This window comes from Rhodococcus sp. UNC23MFCrub1.1 (assembly GCF_000686025.1).
GTDB lineage: Bacteria > Actinomycetota > Actinomycetes > Mycobacteriales > Mycobacteriaceae > Rhodococcoides.
In genome coordinates this window covers 364,877-385,298 of record NZ_JMLQ01000003.1, presented here as the reverse complement: position 1 = coordinate 385,298, position 20,422 = coordinate 364,877, and the positions used below count along the sequence as shown (strand labels likewise).

17 protein-coding genes are annotated in these 20,422 nt (G+C 68.8%); 10 read left to right on the top strand and 7 right to left on the bottom strand.

What is annotated here, in order from left to right:
- Nucleotides 1-100 precede the first annotated feature (100 nt).
- From mptB to BR07_RS0109755, 4 genes are all read left to right on the top strand, one after another.
- The gene (gene mptB, locus BR07_RS0109770; protein WP_051613271.1) at nucleotides 101-1,768 is read left to right on the top strand and encodes a polyprenol phosphomannose-dependent alpha 1,6 mannosyltransferase MptB; all 1,668 of its coding nucleotides are present in this window, start codon (nucleotides 101-103) and stop codon (nucleotides 1,766-1,768) included.
- Nucleotides 1,765-2,739: an ABC transporter ATP-binding protein gene (locus BR07_RS0109765; protein ID WP_051613224.1), complete on the top strand. Its 975-nt coding sequence runs from the start codon at nucleotides 1,765-1,767 to the stop codon at nucleotides 2,737-2,739. The genes mptB and BR07_RS0109765 overlap by 4 nt, the downstream gene beginning before the upstream one ends.
- Nucleotides 2,736-3,536 carry an ABC transporter permease gene (locus BR07_RS0109760; RefSeq protein WP_027505292.1) on the top strand — a complete coding sequence of 267 codons (801 nt, stop codon included), beginning with the start codon at nucleotides 2,736-2,738 and terminating at the stop codon, nucleotides 3,534-3,536. The genes BR07_RS0109765 and BR07_RS0109760 overlap by 4 nt, the downstream gene beginning before the upstream one ends.
- A 97-nt stretch (nucleotides 3,537-3,633) precedes the next feature.
- The gene (locus BR07_RS0109755; protein WP_027505291.1) at nucleotides 3,634-4,617 is read left to right on the top strand and encodes a COX15/CtaA family protein; all 984 of its coding nucleotides are present in this window, start codon (nucleotides 3,634-3,636) and stop codon (nucleotides 4,615-4,617) included.
- A 10-nt stretch (nucleotides 4,618-4,627) separates the two neighbouring features.
- Here BR07_RS0109755 and BR07_RS0109750 read toward each other — a convergent pair whose 3' ends face one another.
- Entirely contained in the window at nucleotides 4,628-5,008 is a 381-nt protein-coding gene (locus BR07_RS0109750; RefSeq protein WP_027505290.1) for a hypothetical protein, read from the bottom strand.
- A gap of 105 nt (nucleotides 5,009-5,113) precedes the next feature.
- Here BR07_RS0109750 and BR07_RS0109745 point away from each other — a divergent pair, with 105 nt between their 5' ends.
- Nucleotides 5,114-6,079: a quinone oxidoreductase family protein gene (locus BR07_RS0109745; protein WP_027505289.1), complete on the top strand. Its 966-nt coding sequence runs from the start codon at nucleotides 5,114-5,116 to the stop codon at nucleotides 6,077-6,079.
- 13 nt (nucleotides 6,080-6,092) lie between these two features.
- Here BR07_RS0109745 and BR07_RS0109740 read toward each other — a convergent pair whose 3' ends face one another.
- The gene (locus BR07_RS0109740; RefSeq protein WP_037185372.1) at nucleotides 6,093-7,070 is read right to left on the bottom strand and encodes a heme o synthase; all 978 of its coding nucleotides are present in this window, start codon (nucleotides 7,068-7,070) and stop codon (nucleotides 6,093-6,095) included.
- A 337-nt stretch (nucleotides 7,071-7,407) separates the two neighbouring features.
- Between BR07_RS0109740 and tkt the strand changes: the two genes are divergently transcribed.
- Genes tkt through pgl form a run of 5 tightly spaced genes read left to right on the top strand, consistent with a single transcriptional unit; the run spans nucleotide 7,408 to nucleotide 13,831 of the window.
- The gene (gene tkt, locus BR07_RS0109735; protein WP_027505287.1) at nucleotides 7,408-9,507 is read left to right on the top strand and encodes a transketolase; all 2,100 of its coding nucleotides are present in this window, start codon (nucleotides 7,408-7,410) and stop codon (nucleotides 9,505-9,507) included.
- Between the two features lie 4 nt (nucleotides 9,508-9,511).
- The gene (tal, locus tag BR07_RS0109730; RefSeq protein WP_027505286.1) at nucleotides 9,512-10,633 is read left to right on the top strand and encodes a transaldolase; all 1,122 of its coding nucleotides are present in this window, start codon (nucleotides 9,512-9,514) and stop codon (nucleotides 10,631-10,633) included.
- A gap of 3 nt (nucleotides 10,634-10,636) precedes the next feature.
- Nucleotides 10,637-12,196, top strand: coding sequence for a glucose-6-phosphate dehydrogenase (gene zwf / locus BR07_RS0109725; RefSeq protein ID WP_027505285.1), 1,560 nt, complete (start codon nucleotides 10,637-10,639; stop codon nucleotides 12,194-12,196).
- A complete protein-coding gene (gene opcA, locus BR07_RS0109720; RefSeq protein ID WP_027505284.1) occupies nucleotides 12,193-13,098 on the top strand; it encodes a glucose-6-phosphate dehydrogenase assembly protein OpcA in 906 nt (301 codons plus the stop codon). Before zwf ends, opcA begins: the two co-directional genes overlap by 4 nt.
- Nucleotides 13,091-13,831 carry a 6-phosphogluconolactonase gene (gene pgl, locus BR07_RS0109715; RefSeq protein WP_027505283.1) on the top strand — a complete coding sequence of 247 codons (741 nt, stop codon included), beginning with the start codon at nucleotides 13,091-13,093 and terminating at the stop codon, nucleotides 13,829-13,831. The genes opcA and pgl overlap by 8 nt, the downstream gene beginning before the upstream one ends.
- Nucleotides 13,832-14,038: 207 nt before the next feature.
- Here pgl and ppc read toward each other — a convergent pair whose 3' ends face one another.
- The 5 genes from ppc to gap form a co-directional block, all read right to left on the bottom strand.
- Nucleotides 14,039-16,807: a phosphoenolpyruvate carboxylase gene (gene ppc / locus BR07_RS0109710; protein WP_027505282.1), complete on the bottom strand. Its 2,769-nt coding sequence runs from the start codon at nucleotides 16,805-16,807 to the stop codon at nucleotides 14,039-14,041.
- Between the two features lie 68 nt (nucleotides 16,808-16,875).
- Nucleotides 16,876-17,109: a preprotein translocase subunit SecG gene (secG, locus tag BR07_RS0109705; protein ID WP_027505281.1), complete on the bottom strand. Its 234-nt coding sequence runs from the start codon at nucleotides 17,107-17,109 to the stop codon at nucleotides 16,876-16,878.
- A gap of 89 nt (nucleotides 17,110-17,198) precedes the next feature.
- Nucleotides 17,199-18,014 (bottom strand): triose-phosphate isomerase, encoded by an 816-nt coding sequence (gene tpiA / locus BR07_RS0109700; RefSeq protein ID WP_037185366.1) that lies wholly within the window; start codon nucleotides 18,012-18,014, stop codon nucleotides 17,199-17,201.
- A 3-nt stretch (nucleotides 18,015-18,017) separates the two neighbouring features.
- Nucleotides 18,018-19,229 carry a phosphoglycerate kinase gene (locus tag BR07_RS0109695; protein WP_027505279.1) on the bottom strand — a complete coding sequence of 404 codons (1,212 nt, stop codon included), beginning with the start codon at nucleotides 19,227-19,229 and terminating at the stop codon, nucleotides 18,018-18,020.
- Nucleotides 19,230-19,233: 4 nt separating this feature from the next.
- Complete coding sequence (gap, locus tag BR07_RS0109690) at nucleotides 19,234-20,253, bottom strand: type I glyceraldehyde-3-phosphate dehydrogenase (RefSeq protein ID WP_027505278.1); 1,020 nt, start codon at nucleotides 20,251-20,253, stop codon at nucleotides 19,234-19,236.
- Nucleotides 20,254-20,422 lie beyond the last annotated feature (169 nt).

Genomic DNA, 20,422 nt, shown 5'->3' with positions numbered 1-20,422 from the left:
GGTGACACCGACCGACGCCTCGGCGGCCCTCGCGGGCGGCACCGACCACGTGGTCACGGCGGGTGCGACGGAGCCGAGCCGCTCCGGTACCGCCGCGCGGATGCGGGCGACGGCCCGTCGAGCGACGCGTCGGGTGCTGGGGATCGAGGGGTCTCCGCGCAGCGACCGCGTCGCGTTTCTGCACGACAACGAGCCCGAGCGCCCCGAACTGAACGCCGCCGAGGTGCGCGATCTCACACGGATCCGCCGCTTCGGTGCCATCGGCGCCGCGATGATGGCCCTCGGTGCACTGGGCGCCGGCGCACAACCGGTTCTCCAGAACCCGGTGCAGGGTGTCCGCGTGCTCGGGCTCTTCGCTCGCGCGCTCCCCGCCGCACTCACCATCACGATGATCGGCACCGCCGTCGTGGTGCTCGCATGGCTGCTCCTCGGCCGCCTCGCCGTGGGATCTTTCGGCGCGCACTCGTCGCCGCGCCGGATGTCTCGCTCCCAGCTGGACCGCACGCTCGCGCTGTGGATCGTGCCGCTGTGCGTCGCGCCACCGATGTTCAGCAAGGACGTCTACTCGTACCTGGCGCAGAGCGAGATCACGGCCCGCGGACTCGATCCGTACGCCATCGGTCCGCAGGCGGCACTCGGCGTCGACCATGTGCTCACCAGGACCGTGCCGACCATCTGGCGCGACACCCCGGCGCCCTACGGACCGTTCTTCCTGTGGATCGGTCGGGGCATCACCGCGCTCACCGGTGACGACATCGTCGCCGGGATCTTCCTGCATCGCATCGTCGCGCTGATCGGCGTCGCGCTCATCGTGTGGGCTCTCCCCCGCCTCGCCGCCCGGTGCGGAGTGTCCAGCGTGGCGGCGCTGTGGCTCGGTGCCGCCAATCCGCTCCTGCTCTTCCACCTCGTCGCCGGGATCCACAACGAGGCCGCAATGCTGGGCCTGATGCTCGCGGGGCTCGAACTCTCGTTCCGTGCGGTCGAGTCCGCGGCACCACTGCGGGGCCGTACCGGCGTGCTGCTGCTCGCCGGCGCGGCGGTCATCGCCCTGTCCGCGACGATCAAGATCCCGTCGGTGCTCGCGCTCGGATTCGTGGGCATGGCCCTGGCCCGTCGATGGGGTGGTCGGCCCCGCGACGTCGCCGCCGCCGCCGCCCTGCTCGGCGCGGTGACCGTCGCCGTGATCCTGGGCGTCAGCGCCGCGAGCGGGCTCGGATTCGGCTGGCTGGACACCCTGGGCACGGCCAACGCCGTGCGCAGCTGGATGTCGTTGCCCACACTGCTCGGCCTCGCCACGGGAGGCGCCGGCGTCCTCCTCGGCATCGGCGACCACACCACTGCCGTGCTGTCCCTCACCCGCCCGATCGCCTCCCTGGTGGCCGCGCTGATCATCGTGCGGATGCTGGTGTCGGTCCTGCTGGGTCGGCTCCACCCCATCGGAGCCCTCGGCGTGTCGCTCGGGGCACTCGTGCTGCTCTTCCCCGTGGTCCAGCCCTGGTACCTGCTGTGGGCCGTCACCCCGCTGGCCGCCTGGGCCACCCGACCGGCGTTCCGGGTGCCGGTGATCGTCTTCTCCGCGTTCGTCTCGCTGATCGTCATGCCGACCGGCGGTGAGGTCCAGCCCTTCGTCATCGTCCAGGCGGCGGTGGCGACAGTCCTGACGATCGCCGTGCTGTACGCCTCGACGAGGCGACTGCTGCCCTGGCGGGCACGCGACGGGGCGGCGGCGCCGGACCGTCCGTCGGACGCCTACGCTGGATCATCGTGACCGCCCGACCTGTCCCTCCGCCCACGGCGTCCGATGCCGGGACGCCGACGGACTCTCCGGCGGTGTCCCTCCGCGGTGTGGTCAAGCACTTCGGTGACGTCGCGGCCGTCGACGGACTCGACATCGAGCTGCAGCGCGGCCGGGTGCTCGCACTCCTCGGTCCCAACGGGGCCGGCAAGACCACCACCGTCGAGATGTGCGAGGGCTTCCACACGCCCGACTCCGGTGAGGTCCGCGTCCTGGGGCTCGATCCCATCGTCGACTCCGACCGTCTCAAGCCGCGGATCGGGGTGATGCTGCAGGGCGGCGGCGCCTACCCCGGCTCGCGTGCGGGCGAGATGCTCGACCTCGTCGCCGCGTACTCGGCCGACCCGCTCGATCCCAAGTGGCTCCTCGGACAGTTGGGGCTCACCGATGCCGTCCGCACGCCGTACCGACGACTCTCCGGCGGTCAGCAACAACGCCTCTCGCTGGCCTGTGCGCTGGTCGGCCGCCCCGAGCTCGTGTTCCTCGACGAGCCGACCGCCGGGCTCGACGCACAGGCCCGGCTCCTCGTGTGGGACCTCGTCGAGGCGCTGCGGCGCGACGGCGTGAGCATCCTGCTGACCACCCACCTCATGGACGAGGCCGAGCACCTCGCGGACGACCTGGTGATCATCGACCACGGCCAGGTCGTCGCCTCGGGGACGCCCACCGAGCTCACCCGTCGGGGCGCCGAGGGCCAGTTGCGCTTCTCCGCACCCTCCGGCCTCGACCTGTCGTTGCTGCAGATGGTGCTGCCCGAGGGGTTCGATCCGGTCGAGAGTTCGCCGGGCTCGTATCTGCTCGAGGGGACCATCGACCCCCAGGTGCTCGCGACGGTGACCTCGTGGTGTGCTCGACTGAACGTGCTGGCCACCGATCTCCGTGTGGAGCAGCGCAGCCTCGAGGACGTCTTCCTCGACCTCACGGGGCGGGAACTGAGAGGGTGAGCGTGACATCACGGTCCGAACGTGCGTCCGACCGATTCGCACCGGGGACGTTCACACCGGATCCGCGACCCGCACCGCGCCGCCGCATGCTGCTGGCGCAGAGCCGCCTCGAACTGCTTCTGCTGCTGCGCAACGGTGAGCAGCTGCTGCTGACGATGTTCATCCCGGTGACCTTGCTCATCGGCCTCACGCTGCTGCCGTTCGGCGACTTCGGCACCGAGCGCGTCGGCACCGTCGTGCCCGCCGTGATGACCGTCGCGGTGATGTCGACCGCGTTCACCGGTCAGGCCATCGCCGTCGGCTTCGACCGGCGCTACGGCGCTCTCAAGAGACTCGGCGCCACCGCTCTGCCGAAGTGGGGCGCGATCGCCGGGAAGTCGATCGCCGTGCTCCTCGTGGTCGTGCTGCAGTCGGTACTGCTCGGCGCCATCGGCCTCGCCCTCGGGTGGCGTCCGACTCCCGGCGGACTCGTGCTGGGCGCGCTGGTCATCGCTCTGGGCACCGTCACCTTCGCCACGATGGGCCTCCTGCTCGGCGGGACGCTGCGGGCCGAGATCGTGCTCGCCCTCGCCAACATCGCGTGGTTCGTGATGCTCGGCATCGGCAGCGTGGTGTTCGCGAACGAGGCACTTCCCGGCGGCGTCCGCATGATCGCGCGACTGATCCCGTCGGGCGCGATGGCGGAGACGCTCGAGCAGGCCGTCGTGGGACGAGCCGATCTGTTCGGCATCCTGGTCCTCGTCGTGTGGGCGGCGATCTGCGGCTTCTGGGCGACCCGCAAGTTCTCGTTCACCTGACACCGAAGCCGCAGTCCGACCACCCGAAGCCGCAGGCCGACTACCCCAGGCCGCAGGCCAACTACGCAGCGTAGGAGATGCCGTCTACCATCGACGTGTGCTCTCCCGTGCGTACTTCTCCGTGGTCGACCGCCTCCCGGTCCCCTCCGTTCGCGTCCAGCGAATCATCGCGTTCGTCGTGATCCTGACGCAGGGCGGTATCTCGGTGACGGGCGCCGTGGTCCGGGTGACGGGCTCCGGGCTCGGGTGCCCCACGTGGCCGCAGTGTTTCCCCGGCAGCTTCACGCCCGTCGGCGTGTCCGAGGTGCCCGTCCTGCACCAGGCGGTCGAGTTCGGCAACCGCATGCTCACCTTCGCCGTGGTCCTCACCGCGGCTGCCATCGTCCTGGCGGTGACACGGGCACGGCGCCGCCGCGAGGTGGTCGTCTACGCGTGGCTCATGCCTGCGGGCACGGTGCTGCAGGCCGGCGTCGGCGGCATCACGGTGCTCACCGGGCTGCTGTGGTGGACCGTGGCGGTGCACCTCGTGATCTCGATGCTGATGGTCTGGCTCGCGACGTTGCTGTTCCACAAGATCGGTGAGAAGGACGAGGGCGTCTCGGTACCCGCCGTGCCCGCGCCGCTGCGGTGGTTGACCGTGCTGTCTGCGGTCCTTCTCGCCGGAGTTCTGGTGGCGGGCACCATGGTCACCGGCGCGGGACCGCATGCCGGTGACGCGGACGTGGCTCGGCTCGAGGTGGAGATCGTCACGCTGGTGCACCTGCACGCCGAACTTCTGGTGGGGTACCTGGCGCTGCTGGTGGGGCTCACGTTCGCCGTCTACGCCGTCAGTCCGTCCGGAGCCTCGGCCATCAAGAAACGTCTGCAGGTGGTCATCGCGATCGTCGTCGCCCAGGCGTGCGTCGGCATCGTCCAGTACTTCACCGACGTCCCTGCGGCCCTCGTGGCCGTCCACGTCGCCGGTGCTGCCGCGGCCACGGCCGCCACGGCCGCTCTCTGGGTGTCTCTGCGGGAGCGGGAGACCGTGCCGGCAGCCGAGGACACCGACGTGACCTCGCCGCGGCTGGCCCGCGCGGACTGATCGGACGCGGTCAGAGACCGTTGCGCGCCTTCGGGAAACGCGACTGACGCGCCACCCATCCCGCCATCTGCGCGAAGTGACCCTTGCGCGGGGTGACGATGCTCGTCAGCTCGCGGTCCCAGTCACCGAGGGTCACGGAGTCGAGCGAGTCCACCACCGCGTGCGCGATGCGGAGATTGCCGGCGACCCGGTCCCCCAGGATCCCGTCGGCACCGACCAGGGTCATGCGGACACCGGCGCGGCCGAGCGGCTGCAACACCACCGTCGCGGACCCGCCGTGCGCTGCGACGAACGACTCGATCGAGGACACCAGGTTCGACGGCGGGGCCGCCGTCTCGGTGCTCTGCCCGGAGTCACCCTTGGGTGCGTTCTCGATGCTCTCGGTGCTCATGATCGTGAGAATACCCGGTCCGTCCCACGCGTCCCTACTGGCCGGTAACTCAGCGGTGGGTCCGTCCCGCCCCCGCTGTCGCGGGCGCGGTGGCAGACTTTTCCCATGCGCGCTGTACTCGTGACCAGAACCGGCGGACCCGACGTCCTCGACGTGACCGACGTCCCCGATCCGGTACCCGGCCCGGCCGATCTACTGGTCCGGGTCCAGGCCTCCGGGATCAACTACATCGACACGTACTTCCGCAGCGGGTCCTACCCGCGGGAGCTGCCGTACGTCCCGGGCGACGAGGGCACCGGCGTCGTCGAGCAGGTGGGCTCGGAGGTGTCCGGGTTCTCGGTCGGCGACCGCGTCGCATGGGCCGCAGCGCCCGGGAGCTACGCCGAACTCGTGCGGGTCCCGGCCGCCTCTGCCATCGCGGTGCCGGCGGGTGTGGATCCCCCTCAGGCGGCATCCGTGCTGCTCCAGGGCATGACGGCGCACTATCTGATCGAGTCGACGTACCCCGTGCGGTCCGGCGACGTGGTGCTGGTGCATGCCGGCGCGGGCGGAGTCGGGCTGATTCTCACGCAGCTCGTCACGGCGAAGGGCGCGACGGTGATCACCACCGTGTCCACCGACGAGAAGGAGGCGTTGTCGCGCGAAGCAGGCGCGACTCACGTTCTCCGGTACGACGACGACATCCCGTCACGCGTGCGCGACATCACCGACGGTGTCGGCGTCGCGGCGGTGTACGACGGCGTCGGTGCCTCGACGTTCGACGCGAGCCTCGAGAGCGTGCGCATCCGCGGGACGGTGGCCCTCTTCGGTGCCGCGAGCGGGCCGGTACCGCCGGTGGACCCGCAACGCCTCAACAAGGCCGGCTCGGTGTTCCTGACCCGCCCCACCCTCGCGCATCACATCCGCGACCGGGCAGAGCTGGAATGGCGCGGCGGAGACGTGGTGCGTGCGCTGGCGGACGGAACCCTGACGGTCCGAGTCGAGCATCGCTATCCGCTCGAGCAGGCCCGGCAGGCGCACATCGACCTGGAGAGCCGGCGGACGGCGGGATCGATCGTGCTGGAACCCTGACGCGGAGCGGGTGTCAGGAGAAGAAGTCGGAGACCGTGGACATCCCGAGCACGGAGTCGACGGCGAGACCGATGAAGACGACCGCGAGGTAGTTGTTCGACTGCAGGAACAGGCGCAGCGGCTTCACGGCCTCGCCGCGTCGCACGCCCGAGTAGAGCTGGTGCGCCATGAGGAGGAACCAGGCACCCGCCGCCAGGGCGACCGCGGCGTAGACGACACCGGCCGCCGGGATCAACGCAGCCGTGGCCGCAACCGTGGCCCAGGTGTAGAGGACGATCTGCCGGGTGACGACCTGTTCGGTGGCGACGACGGGCAGCATGGGCACACCCGCCGCCTTGTAGTCGTCCTTGTAGCGCATGGCCAGGGCCCATGTGTGGGGCGGAGTCCAGAAGAAGATGACGAGGAACAGGACGATCGCCTGCCACCCGACGGTCCCGGTCACGGCGGACCATCCGACGAGTGCGGGCATGCATCCCGCGGCACCGCCCCAGACCACGTTCTGCGAGGTCCGGCGCTTGAGCACCATCGTGTAGACGAGGACGTAGAACAGAATCGTCGCGACGACCAGGACCCCACTGAGGAGGTTCGCCGCCCACCAGAGCCAGAGGAAGGATCCGACTCCGAGGAGCGCGCCGAAGACGAAGGCGTGCGACGTCGGCACGGCCTCGCGGGCCAGAGGCCGCCGCGCGGTGCGCTTCATGACCTTGTCGATGTCCGCGTCGACGACGCAGTTCAGCGTGTTGGCGCTGGCGGCACCCATCCACCCGCCGAACAGCGTGGCGAACAGCAGCGGGAGGTTCACCGTGCCGCGGTCCGCGAGGAGCATCGTGGGGATGGTCGCGACCAGGAGGAGCTCGATCACGCGCGGTTTCGTCAGCGCGATGTAGGCGGCGGGTTTGGCCGTCAGCCGGCCGAGTCTCGACGTGGGAGCGGTCGACACGTCCCGGGTCGGACTGTCGGTGAACCCGTGTCCGCTCGGGCTCTGCCGCATACCCACTCGAATCTCCCTCTCGCACCGTCCGCTCCACCACCCGGCCCAGTTACCGAGCGGAATGGTGCTACTACAAGCGATGGTAGACGCCGCCTGTGTCATCACCCCAATCGGCGGGTAGTCGGATGGTTCGGGCGTCGTGTGACGGATCGGCGGCGGACCACCCGTCGCGGAACCAGCGAGGCGTCCCGGACGGAACTAGGCTCGACCGTGAACCGGGTATCCCCGACCGACCCGCCGGGGAACTAGGCTCATCACGCGCGGAGCGGCGACGAGTGCGCCGCGTCCGTGCACTACTGGCCACCCCCACCCCGACAGTGTCAGGAGATCTCCACCCGTGTCGATCACAGACGACATCACCGTTCTCACCAGCGCTCACCATCCGAGCGACTGGACCGATCTGGACACACGGGCGGTGGACACTGTGCGTGTTCTCGCTGCCGACGCGGTGCAGAAGGTCGGCAACGGCCACCCCGGAACCGCCATGAGCCTCGCTCCCCTGGCGTACTCGCTCTTCCAGCGCACGATGCGCCACGATCCCACGGACACCACGTGGATCGGCCGCGATCGCTTCGTGCTCTCGTGCGGTCACTCGAGCCTCACGCTGTACATCCAGCTCTACCTGGGCGGCTTCGGCCTCGAGCTCGCCGATCTCGAGGCGCTGCGCACGTTCAAGTCGAAGACTCCCGGCCACCCGGAGTTCCGCCACACCAAGGGCGTCGAGATCACCACCGGCCCGCTCGGTCAGGGCCTGGCCTCGGCCGTCGGCATGGCCATGGCGTCGCGCCGTGAGCGTGGACTCTTCGATCCCGAGCCCGCATGGGGCGACAGCCCGTTCGATCACTACGTCTACGTCATCGCGTCCGACGGCGACATCGAGGAGGGCATCACCTCCGAGGCGTCCTCACTCGCCGGCACGCAGCAGCTCGGCAACCTGATCCTGTTCTACGACGACAACAAGATCTCCATCGAGCACTCCACCGACATCGCGCTGTCCGAGGACACCGCCAAGCGCTACGAGGCGTACGGCTGGCACGTGCAGGTCGTGGAGGGCGGCGAGAACGTCACCGCCATCGAGGAGGCGGTCGAGGCGGCCAAGGCCGTCACCGACAAGCCCTCGATCATCGTGCTGCGCACCATCATCGGCTTCCCGGCCCCCACGATGATGAACACCGGTGCCGTCCACGGTGCCGCTCTGGGTGACGACGAGGTCGCCGCCGTGAAGAAGGCGCTCGGCTTCGATCCCGAGAAGACGTTCGAGGTCACCGACGAGGTCATCGAGCACACCCGCGGCCTGCAGGCGCGTGGCCGCGCGGCGCACGAGGCGTGGAGCAAGGACTTCGACGCGTGGAGCGAGCGCGAGCCCGACCGTCGCCGCCTGCTGGACCGTCTGACCGAGGGCACGCTGCCCGACGGATGGACCGACGTCCTCCCCACCTGGGAGCCGGGCGGCAAGGCCATCGCGACGCGCGCCGCGTCCGGTGAGGTCCTCAGTGCCGTCGGCCCGGTCCTGCCGGAGCTGTGGGGCGGCTCCGCCGACCTCGCCGGCAGCAACAACACCACCATGAAGGGCGCCAAGTCCTTCGGCCCGACGTCGATCTCCACCGACGACTGGGACGCCGAGCCCTACGGCCGAACGCTGCACTTCGGTATCCGCGAGCACGCGATGGGCGCGATCCTGTCCGGCATCGTCATGCACGGACCGACGCGTGCGTACGGCGGCACCTTCATGCAGTTCAGTGACTACATGCGTCCCGCGGTGCGCCTCGCGTCCCTCATGGACATCGATCCCATCTACGTCTGGACCCACGACTCCGTCGGTCTCGGCGAGGACGGCCCGACGCACCAGCCGGTCGAACACCTCGCGGCGCTGCGCGCGATCCCGAACCTCTCGGTCGTGCGCCCCGGCGATGCGAACGAGACCGCCCACGCCTGGCGCGCGGTGCTCGCGCGCTCGTCGAGCAGCGGACCCGTCGGCCTCGCGCTCACCCGTCAGGGCATCCCGATTCTCGACGGCACCAGCTACGAGGGTGTCTCCAAGGGCGGGTACGTCCTGGTCGAGTCGTCCAAGGCCGCACCCGACGTGATCATCGTCGCGACCGGTTCCGAGGTGCAGTACGCCGTGGAGGCACAGAAGCTTCTCGAGGCGCAGGACATCGCGGCGCGCGTCGTCTCGATGCCGTGTGTCGAGTGGTTCGAGAGCCAGGACCAGAACTACCGCGACCAGGTCCTTCCGCCCACCGTGAAGGCCCGTGTCTCCATCGAGGCCGGCATCGCGATGCCCTGGTACAAGATCGTCGGCGGCTTCGGCGAGATCATCTCGCTCGAGCACTTCGGCGAGTCCGCGGACGCGGCGACGCTCTTCCGCGAGTACGGCTTCACGGCCGAGGCCGTCGTGGCCGCAGCTCAGCGCTCCATCACCAACGTGAAGGGATGACAGCATGACTCAGAACCAGAATCTCGCAGACCTGTCCGCCGCCGGAGTCTCGGTCTGGCTGGACGACCTCTCCCGTGACCGGATCTCCTCGGGCAACCTGAAGGACCTGATCGACTCCAAGTCGGTCGTCGGCGTCACCACGAACCCGTCGATCTTCCAGGCCGCCCTGTCGAAGGGCACCTCGTACGACGAGCAGGTGAACGAGCTCGCCGCTCGCGGTGCCGACGTCGATTCCGTCATCCGCACGGTCACCACCGACGACGTCCGCAATGCGTGCGACGTGCTCGCACCGGTGTACGAGGCGACCAACGGAGTCGACGGTCGGGTGTCCATCGAGGTCGATCCCCGCCTGGCCCACGACACCGACAAGACGGTCGCGCAGGCGATCGAGCTGTGGAAGATCGTCGACCGGCCCAACGTCCTGATCAAGATCCCCGCCACCGAGGCCGGCATCCCCGCCATCGCCAAGGTCATCGGCGAGGGCATCAGCGTCAACGTCACGCTCATCTTCTCGGTCGAGCGCTACGAGGCCGTCATGAACGCCTACCTCGAGGGACTCGAGTCGGCGAAGGCCGCGGGCCACGACCTGTCGTCGATCCACTCGGTCGCGTCGTTCTTCGTCTCGCGCGTCGACACCGAGATCGACAAGCGTCTCGATGCCATCGGAACACCGGAGGCGACCGACCTGAAGGGCAAGGCTGCACTGGCCAACGCACGCCTCGCGTACGTCGCCTACCAGCAGGTGTTCGAGATCGGGTCGCGTTTCCAAGGCATGCTGACCGACAACGCCCGGCCGCAGCGCCCGCTCTGGGCCTCCACCGGAGTGAAGGACCCGACCCTGCCCGACACGCTGTACGTGTCCGAGCTGGTTGCCCCGAACACCGTCAACACCATGCCCGAGAAGACGATGGACGCCTTCGCCGACCACGGCGAGGTCACCGGCGACACCATCACGGGCAAGGGTCAGGAGTCGCAGGCCGTCTTCGACGCCATCAGTGCACTGGGTATCGACCTGACCGACGTCTTCCTCGTGCTCGAGAACGAGGGCGTCCAGAAGTTCGAGGCGTCGTGGGGCGAACTGCTCGACGCCACCTCCGAGCAACTCTCCGCCGCGTCGAAGAGCTGAACCGTGGCGACGGAGTCAGCCACACCCTGGGTGAATCCGCTCCGTGACAGCAGAGACAAGCGTCTCCCGAGGATCGCCGGGCCCTGCAGCCTGGTGATCTTCGGTGTCACCGGCGACCTGGCGCGCAAGAAGTTGATGCCGGCGGTGTACGACCTCGCGAACCGTGGGCTTCTGCCGCCCGGATTCGCGCTGGTCGGGTTCGCCCGGCGTGAATGGTCGGACCAGGACTTCGGCACCATCGTCCACGACGCGGTCCGGGAGCACTCCCGGACGCCGTTCCGTGAGGACGTGTGGGAACGGTTGTCGGAAGGCATCCGCTTCGTGCAGGGGTCGTTCGACGACGCCGCGGCGTTCGATCAGCTCACGAGAACGCTCGCGGAACTCGACGTCGAGCGCGGAACCGGTGGGAACCACGCGTTCTACCTGTCCATCCCGCCGGGCGCGTTCCCCACGGTGCTCGAGCAGTTGTCGGCGTCCGGTCTCGCCACCGGACCGGAGACCGAGGACGAGGCGCCGCGGCACTGGCGTCGAGTGGTGATCGAGAAGCCCTTCGGCCACGATCTCGCGAGCGCGAAGGAGCTCAACGCGATCGTCAACCGGGTGTTCCCGGAGGATCGCGTCTTCCGCATCGACCACTACCTCGGCAAGGAGACGGTCCAGAACATCCTGGCGCTGCGCTTCGCCAACCAGCTGTTCGACCCGATCTGGAACGCCCACTACGTGGACCACGTGCAGATCACGATGGCCGAGGACATCGGCCTGGGGGGTCGAGCCGGGTACTACGACGGCATCGGCGCTGCGCGCGACGTCATCCAGAACCACCTGCTGCAGTTGCTCGCCATCACCGCGATGGAGGAGCCGGTCAGCTTCAGCCCCAGCGAACTGCAGAGCGAGAAGATCAAGGTCCTCTCGTCGACGCGTCTGGCGGAGCCGTTCGCGCAGACCGCTGCCCGGGGGCAGTACACCTCGGGGTGGCAGGGCAGCCAGAAGGTGAAGGGGCTCAAGGAGGAGGAGGGGTTCGACGCGGAGTCGAACACCGAGACCTACGCGGCCATCACCCTCGAGGTGGACACTCGGCGGTGGGGCGGCGTGCCGTTCTACCTCCGCACGGGAAAGTCGCTCGGGCGGCGCGTGACCGAGATCGCGATGATCTTCAAACGCGCACCGCACCTGCCGTTCGACGCCACGATGACCGAGGAACTGGGCCAGAACGCACTCGTCATCCGCGTGCAGCCCGACGAGGGCGTCACGCTGCGCTTCGGATCGAAGGTGCCGGGGTCCAGCATGCAGGTGCGGGACGTCAGCATGGACTTCAGTTACGGCCAGGCCTTCACCGAGTCGTCGCCCGAGGCGTACGAGCGGCTCATCCTCGACGTGCTGCTCGGTGAGCCGTCGCTCTTCCCGGTCAATGCCGAGGTCGAGCTGTCGTGGAAGATCCTCGACCCCATCCTCAGTTACTGGGCGTCCGGAGGTGCGGCCGATCCGTACGAGGCCGGCACGTGGGGCCCCGATTCGGCCAACGAGATGATGCAGCGCACCGGACGCGAATGGAGAAGGCCGTGATCGTCGATCTGCCCGCCACCACCACCGGTGCCGTCTCGAAGAAGCTGGTGGAGCTGCGCGAATCGGGCGGCGCCGTCACGCTCGGTCGGGTGCTCACCCTGGTGGTCGTCATCCGTGATCCCGCGAAGTTCGAAGCCGCGATCGAGGCGGCCAACGAGGCCAGCCGGGAGCACCCGTGTCGTGTGATCGTGTTGGCCCGCGGTGATCGCGACGACGACGACGTGCTGGACGCACAGATCCGCGTCGGCGGCGACGCGGGCGCGTCCGAGGTGGTCTTCCTGCGACTACGGGGCGAGCTGTCGGAACACGAGCAGAGCGTCGTCCTCCCCTTCCTGCTGCCGGACACCCCCGTGGTGGCCTGGTGGCCGAGCGGAGCACCGGCGGTCCCGAAGGAGGACCCGGTGGGCCGACTCGCCATCCGCCGGATCACCGACGCGACCAACTCACCCGACCCGCGCGCCGCCATCTCGTCGCGACTCGAGTCGTACGCCGAGGGGGATTCCGACCTCGCCTGGTCGCGCATCACCTATTGGCGTGCGCTGCTCACCACGGCACTCGACCAGCAGGCCGAGCCGGTGCGATCGGTGACCGTGTCGGGTCTGCGCGAGGAGCCCGCACTGGACATCCTCGCCGGGTGGTTCGCCGCCCGCCTCGACGTCCCCGTGGTGCGCAAGGTCGGCGACCTGCGTGTGGAGATGGTGCTGGCCGACAGCACCGTGTCCATCAGCAGGCCGCAGACCGGCACCACGGCCACGCTCATCCGCACCGGACAACCGGACACGCTGGTCTCACTCGCCCGGAGGGAGACCCGCGACTGCCTCGCGGAGGAGCTGCGTCGACTCGACCGTGACGAGATCTACGAAGAGGCCCTCGCCGGCCTGACGAAGGTGACCTATGAGTGAGACACGACCGGAGATCCACCGTTCCGACGACACGGCGGCTCTCGCCCGCGCCGCGGCCGAGCGATTCGTGTCGGTGGTCGTCGACGCCCAGCGAGCACGCGGTACCGCATCCGTCGTGCTGACCGGTGGCGGCACCGGCGTCGCGACCCTGGCCGCTGTCCGCGACCTCGGCGGCGACATCGACTGGTCCGCCGTCGACGTCTTCTTCGGTGACGAACGCTTCCTCCCCGAGGGCGACCCGGAACGCAACTACGTGCAGGCCAGGGACGCCCTGCTCGATCACGTCGGCGTCGATCCCGACCGCGTGCACGTCATGGCCCCGTCCGACTCGCCGCTGGGCGACGACGTCGAGGCCGCGGCGGTGACCTACCTGCAGTCGGTGGCAGCCTTCGCACCGGAGGACGGACCCGCCTTCGACATCCACCTGCTCGGCATGGGCCCGGATTCTCACGTCAACTCCCTCTTCGCCCACGGTGACGCGGTGCAGGAGAAGTCACGCTGGGTCGTGGCCGTGACCGACTCCCCCAAGCCGCCTCCCGTGCGCATCACGCTGACGCTCCCGGCGGTGAACAGGTCTCGGCACGTGTGGTTCCTCGTCTCGGGCGAGGGCAAGGCCGATGCCGTCGCCGCCTGTGTCGGGGGCGCGGACCCGGTCGAGCATCCGGCCGCCGGGGCACACGGCCTCGAGTCGACCGTGTGGTTCCTGGACGCGGGGTCGGCGTCCCGCCTCTGAGCGACGGTCAGGCCGGCGGCCGTCCGGGCTGATCGTCCTTCGGTCGGACGGGTGTCGAGGCCGCTGGTCGACGCCGGGGCACTCCCCTGCGCCACGCGGATGCGGTTGCGGTGCAACGGTGTTCGTTCTGCGGAGTCATGACGGAGATCCTCCCGGCGTCGAATGGGTCTGTTCTGTTCGACGCCGGGAGGGTCCTCGCGGTTCCCTCTATCCGCTGTTGCGCAACGCGGTCGCGAGCCCGTTCATGGTCAGCAGGATGCCGCGCTTGACCTGCTCGCGATCGTCTCCCGCCCGCAGCTGTGCGAGTAGTTCCACCTGCAGGTGGTTCAGCGGCTCGAGGTACGGGAAGCGGTTGAACACCGACCGCGCCAGCGCCGGGTTGTCGTCGAGCAGCCCGTCGTGCCCGGTGATCTTCAGGTACATCGACACGGTCTTGGCATGCTCGGTCGAGATCATGTCGAACACGGTTTTGCGGAGCTGCTCGTCCGGCACCAGTTCGGAGTACCGGGCGGCGAGCCCCAGATCCGACTTGGCCATGACCTGCGCCATGTTGGACAGCACCGTCCGGAAGAACGGCCACCGCCGGTACAGATCGGTCAACGTGGCCAGCTTGTCCGCGTCGCCGCCGACCCAGTCCTCGAACGCGGTACCCACTCCGTACCAGCCGGGCAACATCACCCGCGACTGACTCCACGACATCACCCACGGGATCGCCCGCAGGTCGTACACCGAGTTGGTGGGCTTCCGCGACGCCGGCCGGCTGCCGATGTTGAGCTCCCCGATCTCGGCGACCGGTGTGGACATCCGGAAGTACTCGACGAAGCCCGGCGTCTCGTGGACCAGTGCCCCGTACGCGGCCTGGGCGCGTGCCGCCAGATCGTCGAGCAGCGCGTAGGCCGGCTCGGCGTCGTCCCCGAGCCCCTCGACGTCGAGCAACGTGCTCTCGATGGTCGCCGCCAACAGCGTTTCGAGGTTGCGGCGCGCCAGGCGGGGTTCCGCGTACTTCGCCGCGATCACCTCGCCCTGCTCGGTGATCCGCAGCGAGCCGGTGACCGCACCGGTGGGCTGAGCGAGGATGGCGTCGTAGCTCGGGCCACCGCCGCGGCCCACGGTGCCACCGCGGCCGTGGAACAGTCGTAGCCGGATCCCGGCGGCGCGTGCAGCCTCGACGAGGTCGAGTTCGGCACGGTAGAGCGCCCAGTTCGCGGCCAGGTACCCGCCGTCCTTGTTGGAGTCGGAGTACCCCAGCATCACTTCCTGGTTGTCCCCGCGGGACGTCACCAGCGCGCGGTAGACGGGGATGGACAACGTCTCGGTGAGGGTCGCCGCGCCCTGCTGGAGATCGTCGATCGTCTCGAACAGCGGCACCACACCGACGGGCGAGGACGGACCCGTCTCGGCGTCGCCGGGATCGAGGATGCCCGCCTCCTTGAGCAGCACCGCGGCCTCGAGCATGTCGCTGACCGAGGTGCACATGCTGATGATGTAGTTCGGCACCGCGCCGCCGCCGAAGGTGCGCACGGCGTCCGCGGCGGACTCGACGATCGCCAGCTCCTTGGCCGTCTGCTCGCTGAACTCCGCGCGGGGCCCGATGAGGGGTCGCCGCGTCTCGAGCTCGGCGGCGAGGATCGCGACGCGCTCGTCCTCCGACAGTGACGCGTAGTCCGCGTGGACGCCCGCCCAGGCCAGCAACTCCGCCACGACCTGTTCGTGGATCTCGGAGTTCTGCCGCATGTCGAGCCCGGACAGGTGGAACCCGAAGGTCTCGAGCGCCTGCCGGAGCGTCGCGAGTCGGTCGTCGGCGATGACGCCGTTGGCCGTGCGCCGCAACGAGCGGTCCAGCAGGTCCAGATCGTCGAGCATCTCCTGCGGGGCGCCGTACGGCTCGAGTTCCGGCGAGTCGAGGGTGTTGTCCGGAACCACGTCCAGCATGCGGCGTGCCGTCGCCGACAGTCGCCCGCGGATACCGCGCACAGCTCGGCGGAAAGGCTCGTCCGCACGGAACGCCGACTCGTCCTTCGACGCATCGGCCAGGGCCTGCAGGTCCGCGTCCACGTCGATCAACCGAGCCGACATGGACAGCTCGTGCTCGAGACCGACGAGATCCGCGAGATACCGGGTGAACGCGACCTGCGCGGCACGGTTGGTCGCGCGGTGCACGATCTCCCCGGTGACGAAGGGGTTGCCGTCCCGGTCTCCGCCGATCCACGATCCGGGTCGCAGCATCGGCTGCGTCAGCAGGTCGGCATCCGGCCAACGGCTGCGGAGCGCTGCCCGCAGCTCGGTGTTGATGCGTGGGATCACGTCGAAGAGCGACATGTCGTAGTAGCGCAGACCCACCTCGATCTCGTCCTGGATCCGCAAGCGGGACAGCCGGATCAGCGCCGTCTGCCACAGTGCGAGGATCTGCCGCTCGATCTTCGCGTCGGTCTCCGCGATCTCCGTGTCGTCCAGTTCCGTGCGCTCACGGAAGCGCATCAGATCGGTGATGCGGCTCTGGATCTCCGACACGGTGCGGCGACGCGTCTCGGTGGGATGCGCGGTGATGACGGGCGATACCAGGGCGTCACGGAGCAGGTCCTCCACCGTGGCGGCGTCGAGGCGCGCCGCATCGAGCTTACTGTAGGTGGAGGCGAGACTGCTGTCCTGGGGCGGCTCCCCGGCACGCACGTGCACGGCGCGGCGGCGCTCGCGGTGAATGTCCTCCGCCAGGTTGGCGAGAAGCGAGAAGTGACTGAACGCCCGGATCACCGGGATGGCACGCGTGATGTCGATACCGTCGAAGAGCCGGGCGAGTTCGCCGCGATCGATCTCCGACCGCCGCACGCGGAACGACTCCACTCGGGCCTGCTCGACGAGGTCGAAGATCTCCTCGCCCTCGTGGTCCCGGACGACGGAACCGAGTATTCCACCGAGGAGCCGAATGTCCTCTCGCAGAGGTTCGGTGGCGGGCAGACCTGGATCCACGACTGTCATGAGGACAGTATCGTCGGCGCACCCCCGGACCGCAGCGCGGGGCTCACGGCAGGGGTCACGTCACCCGATCAGGCGAACTTGATCTCCAGGCCGATGCCCAGGATGCAGATGAGCCACACGACACCGGTGAAGACGGTGACACGGTCGAGGTTCTTCTCGACGACGCTGGACCCGGACAGAGACGACTGCACGCCACCACCGAACAGGCTCGACAGGCCGCCGCCCTTGCCGCGGTGCAGCAGGACGAAGACGAGCAGGCCGATGCTGGTGACCACCAGCAGGATGTCCAGGAACGTGCGCATGATGGCCAATGTTACAGGCCGCGCGCCGCCGAACGACGAAGGGCACGTCGCGTGTGCGACGTGCCCTTCGATCGGTGATGCGCGGTGGGTCAGGGAAGCGGTCCCCCGGCGGCGATGGCACACAGGGTGGCGAACTCGTCCGCCTTCAGCGACGCTCCGCCCACCAGTGCACCGTCGACGTCGGTCTGGCCGACGATCTCGCCCACGTTCTTCGAGCTGACCGATCCGCCGTACAGCACACGGACCGCCGCCGCGGTGTCGACGTCGGCGAGCGACGCCAGCTCCTGACGGATAGCTCTGCAGACTTCCTGCGCGTCCGCGGCACTGGCCACGCGGCCGGTACCGATGGCCCACACCGGCTCGTAGGCGACGACGATCTTCCCGATCTCCTCGGCACTCAGACCCGCGAGGGACCCGCGGAGCTGCTCGACGTTGAACGCCACGTGCTCGCCGGCCTCCCGCACCTCGAGACCCTCACCGATGCAGACGATCGGCACGAGTCCGTGCTTCAGCGCGGCCTTGGTCTTGGCGAGCACCGTCTCGTCGGTCTCGCCGTGTCCGGCGCGACGCTCCGAGTGCCCGACCACGACGTACGTGCAGCCCAGCTTGGCCAGGAAGGCACCGCTGATGTCGCCGGTGTACGCGCCGGAGTCGTGGGGCGAGAGATCCTGCGCGCCGAACGTGAGCAGGAGCTTGTCGCCCTCGATCAACGTCTGGACACTGCGGATGTCGGTGAACGGCGGGATCACCGCGACGTCGACCTTCTCGAAGTACTTCGCGGGCAACGAGAAGGCGATCTTCTGCACCAGGGCGATGGCCTCGAGGTGGTTCAGATTCATCTTCCAGTTACCGGCGATGAACGGGGTCCTGGCCTTACGGTCGAGCGAAGCTCGTGGAGATGTCATGGTTCAGCCCTCCAGGACCGACAGGCCGGGGAGATGCTTACCCTCGAGGTACTCGAGGGAGGCACCGCCACCGGTGGAGATGTGCGAGAAACCGGCGTCCGGGAGACCCAGCGTGCGCACGGCCGCGGCGGAGTCGCCACCGCCCACGACACTGAACGCGCCCTTCGTGGTCGCCGCGATGATCGCCCGAGCGATACCTTCGGTGCCCTTCGAGAACTTCTCGAACTCGAAGACTCCGGCGGGACCGTTCCAGAAGATGGTCTTGGCGTTGCTCAGCACCGCCTCGAACCGATCCACCGAGTCGGGTCCCACGTCCAGACCCATCCAGCCGTCGGGGATCTCCGACGCCTTCACCGTCTTCGACTCCGCGTCGGCGGAGAAGCTGTCGGCGACGACGAAGTCCGTCGGAAGGTGTATGACGTCACCGAATCGCTCGAGCAGGTCCTTGCACGTCTCGATGCAATCTTCCTGCAGCAGCGACGTGCCCACGGAATACCCTTGCGCCGCAAGGAAGGTGAAAGCCATGCCGCCGCCGATGACCAGCGTGTCGACCTTCGGCGCCAGCGCCTCGATGACACCGATCTTGTCGGACACCTTGGAGCCGCCGAGCACTACGGCGTAGGGACGCTCGGGGGTCTCGGTCAGCTTCGTCAGGACGTCAACCTCGGTCGCGACCAGCGTGCCCGCGTAGTGCGGGAGCAGCGTCGCGACGTCGTAGACCGACGCCTGCTTGCGGTGCACGACACCGAAGCCGTCGGACACGAACGCGGCGTCGTCGCCGGCCAGCGTGGCCAGTTCCTTCGCCAGCGCCAGCCGCTCGGCGTCGTCCTTGCTGGTCTCGCGCGGATCGAAGCGGATGTTCTCGAGCAGGAGAACGTCTCCGTCGGTCAGACCCTCGGCGCGAGCCTCGGCGTCCTGACCGACGACGTCACCGGCGAGCTGGACGTGGCGACCCAGCAGTTCGCCGAGCTTCGCCGCGACCGGAGCCAACGAGAACGCGGCGTCCGGCTTGCCCTCCGGCCGGCCGAGGTGCGCGGTCACGATGAGCTTGGCACCCGCCTCGAGCAGCGTCTTCAGCGTCGGGAGCGACGCCTCGATACGGCCGGCGTCCGTGATCTGCCCGTCGTCGAGCGGAACGTTGAAATCGGCACGGACGAGGACGCCGCGTCCGTCGACGCCCTCGTCGATGAGATCCTGCAGTGTCTTGACGGCCATCGGGTCAGAGCGACTTTCCGACGAGTCCGATGAGGTCGACGAGACGGTTGGAGTAGCCCCACTCGTTGTCGTACCAGGAGACGATCTTGACCTGGTCCTCGATGACCTTGGTCAGGCCCGAGTCGAAGATCGACGACGCCGGGTCGGTGACGATGTCGGAGGAGACGATCGGTGCGTCGGTGTACTTCAGGATGCCCTTCAGCGGGCCCTCGGCCGCAGCCTTCATGGCCGCGTTGATCTCCTCGACCGAGGCGGTCTTGCGCACCTGGGCGGTGAGGTCGGTGACCGAACCCGTGGGGATCGGGACGCGCAGCGCGTAGCCGTCGAGCTTGCCGAGCAGCTGCGGGAGCACCAGGCCGATGGCCTTCGCGGCGCCGGTGCCCGTGGGCACGACGTTGAGCGCGGCGGCGCGGGCGCGACGCAGGTCCGAGTGCGGACCGTCCTGCAGGTTCTGATCCTGCGTGTAGGCGTGGATCGTGGTCATGAGGCCCTTGACGATGCCGAACTCGTCGTCGAGCACCTTGGCGATGGGGCCGAGGCAGTTGGTGGTGCACGAAGCGTTCGAGATGATGTTCTGGCTGCCGTCGTACTTGTCGTCGTTGACGCCCATGACGATGGTGATGTCCTCGCCCTTGGCCGGCGCGGAGATGATGACCTTCTTGGCACCGGCGTCGATGTGGCCCTGAGCCTTCGACGCGTCGGTGAAGATGCCGGTGGACTCGACGACGACGTCGACGCCCAGGTCTCCCCACGGCAGGGCGGAGGGACCCTCGCGCAGCGAGAGAGCCTTGATCTTGCGGTCGCCGACGACGATGGTGTCGTCGCCCTCGAGCGAGACGTCGTGCGGGAGGCGGCCGAGGATGGAGTCGTACTTGAGCAGGTGAGCGAGCGTTGCGTTGTCGGTGAGGTCGTTCACCGCAACGATCTCGATGTCGGTGGTGCCGAGCGCCTTCTGCGCATCGACCGCCCGGAAGAAGTTACGTCCGATACGACCGAAGCCGTTCACGCCAACCCGAACCGTCACTGTTCGCTCCTTTGTGTTGAAACTCGTGTTCCTCGTCGATGCACGGGTCGTGCATCGGTTTCCTCCACCGCACGTGATGGTGCGGACGTGTCCGTCCCGGGCGACCGAGCCGCTCCGTGACCTGTGATCACCCTAATGGTTCGGGGTGGTGCAGTTCTCGGTCAGGCAC

Coding starts and splice junctions, on each gene's coding strand:
- mptB (WP_051613271.1), top strand. CDS start 101: ATGCGGGCGACGGCCCGTCGAGCGACGCGTCGGGTGCTGGGGATCGAG.
- BR07_RS0109750 (WP_027505290.1), bottom strand. CDS start 5,008: ATGAGCACCGAGAGCATCGAGAACGCACCCAAGGGTGACTCCGGGCAG.
- BR07_RS0109745 (WP_027505289.1), top strand. CDS start 5,114: ATGCGCGCTGTACTCGTGACCAGAACCGGCGGACCCGACGTCCTCGAC.
- BR07_RS0109740 (WP_037185372.1), bottom strand. CDS start 7,070: ATGCGGCAGAGCCCGAGCGGACACGGGTTCACCGACAGTCCGACCCGG.
- tal (WP_027505286.1), top strand. CDS start 9,512: ATGACTCAGAACCAGAATCTCGCAGACCTGTCCGCCGCCGGAGTCTCG.
- pgl (WP_027505283.1), top strand. CDS start 13,091: ATGAGTGAGACACGACCGGAGATCCACCGTTCCGACGACACGGCGGCT.
- ppc (WP_027505282.1), bottom strand. CDS start 16,807: ATGACAGTCGTGGATCCAGGTCTGCCCGCCACCGAACCTCTGCGAGAG.
- secG (WP_027505281.1), bottom strand. CDS start 17,109: ATGCGCACGTTCCTGGACATCCTGCTGGTGGTCACCAGCATCGGCCTG.
- tpiA (WP_037185366.1), bottom strand. CDS start 18,014: ATGACATCTCCACGAGCTTCGCTCGACCGTAAGGCCAGGACCCCGTTC.
- BR07_RS0109695 (WP_027505279.1), bottom strand. CDS start 19,229: ATGGCCGTCAAGACACTGCAGGATCTCATCGACGAGGGCGTCGACGGA.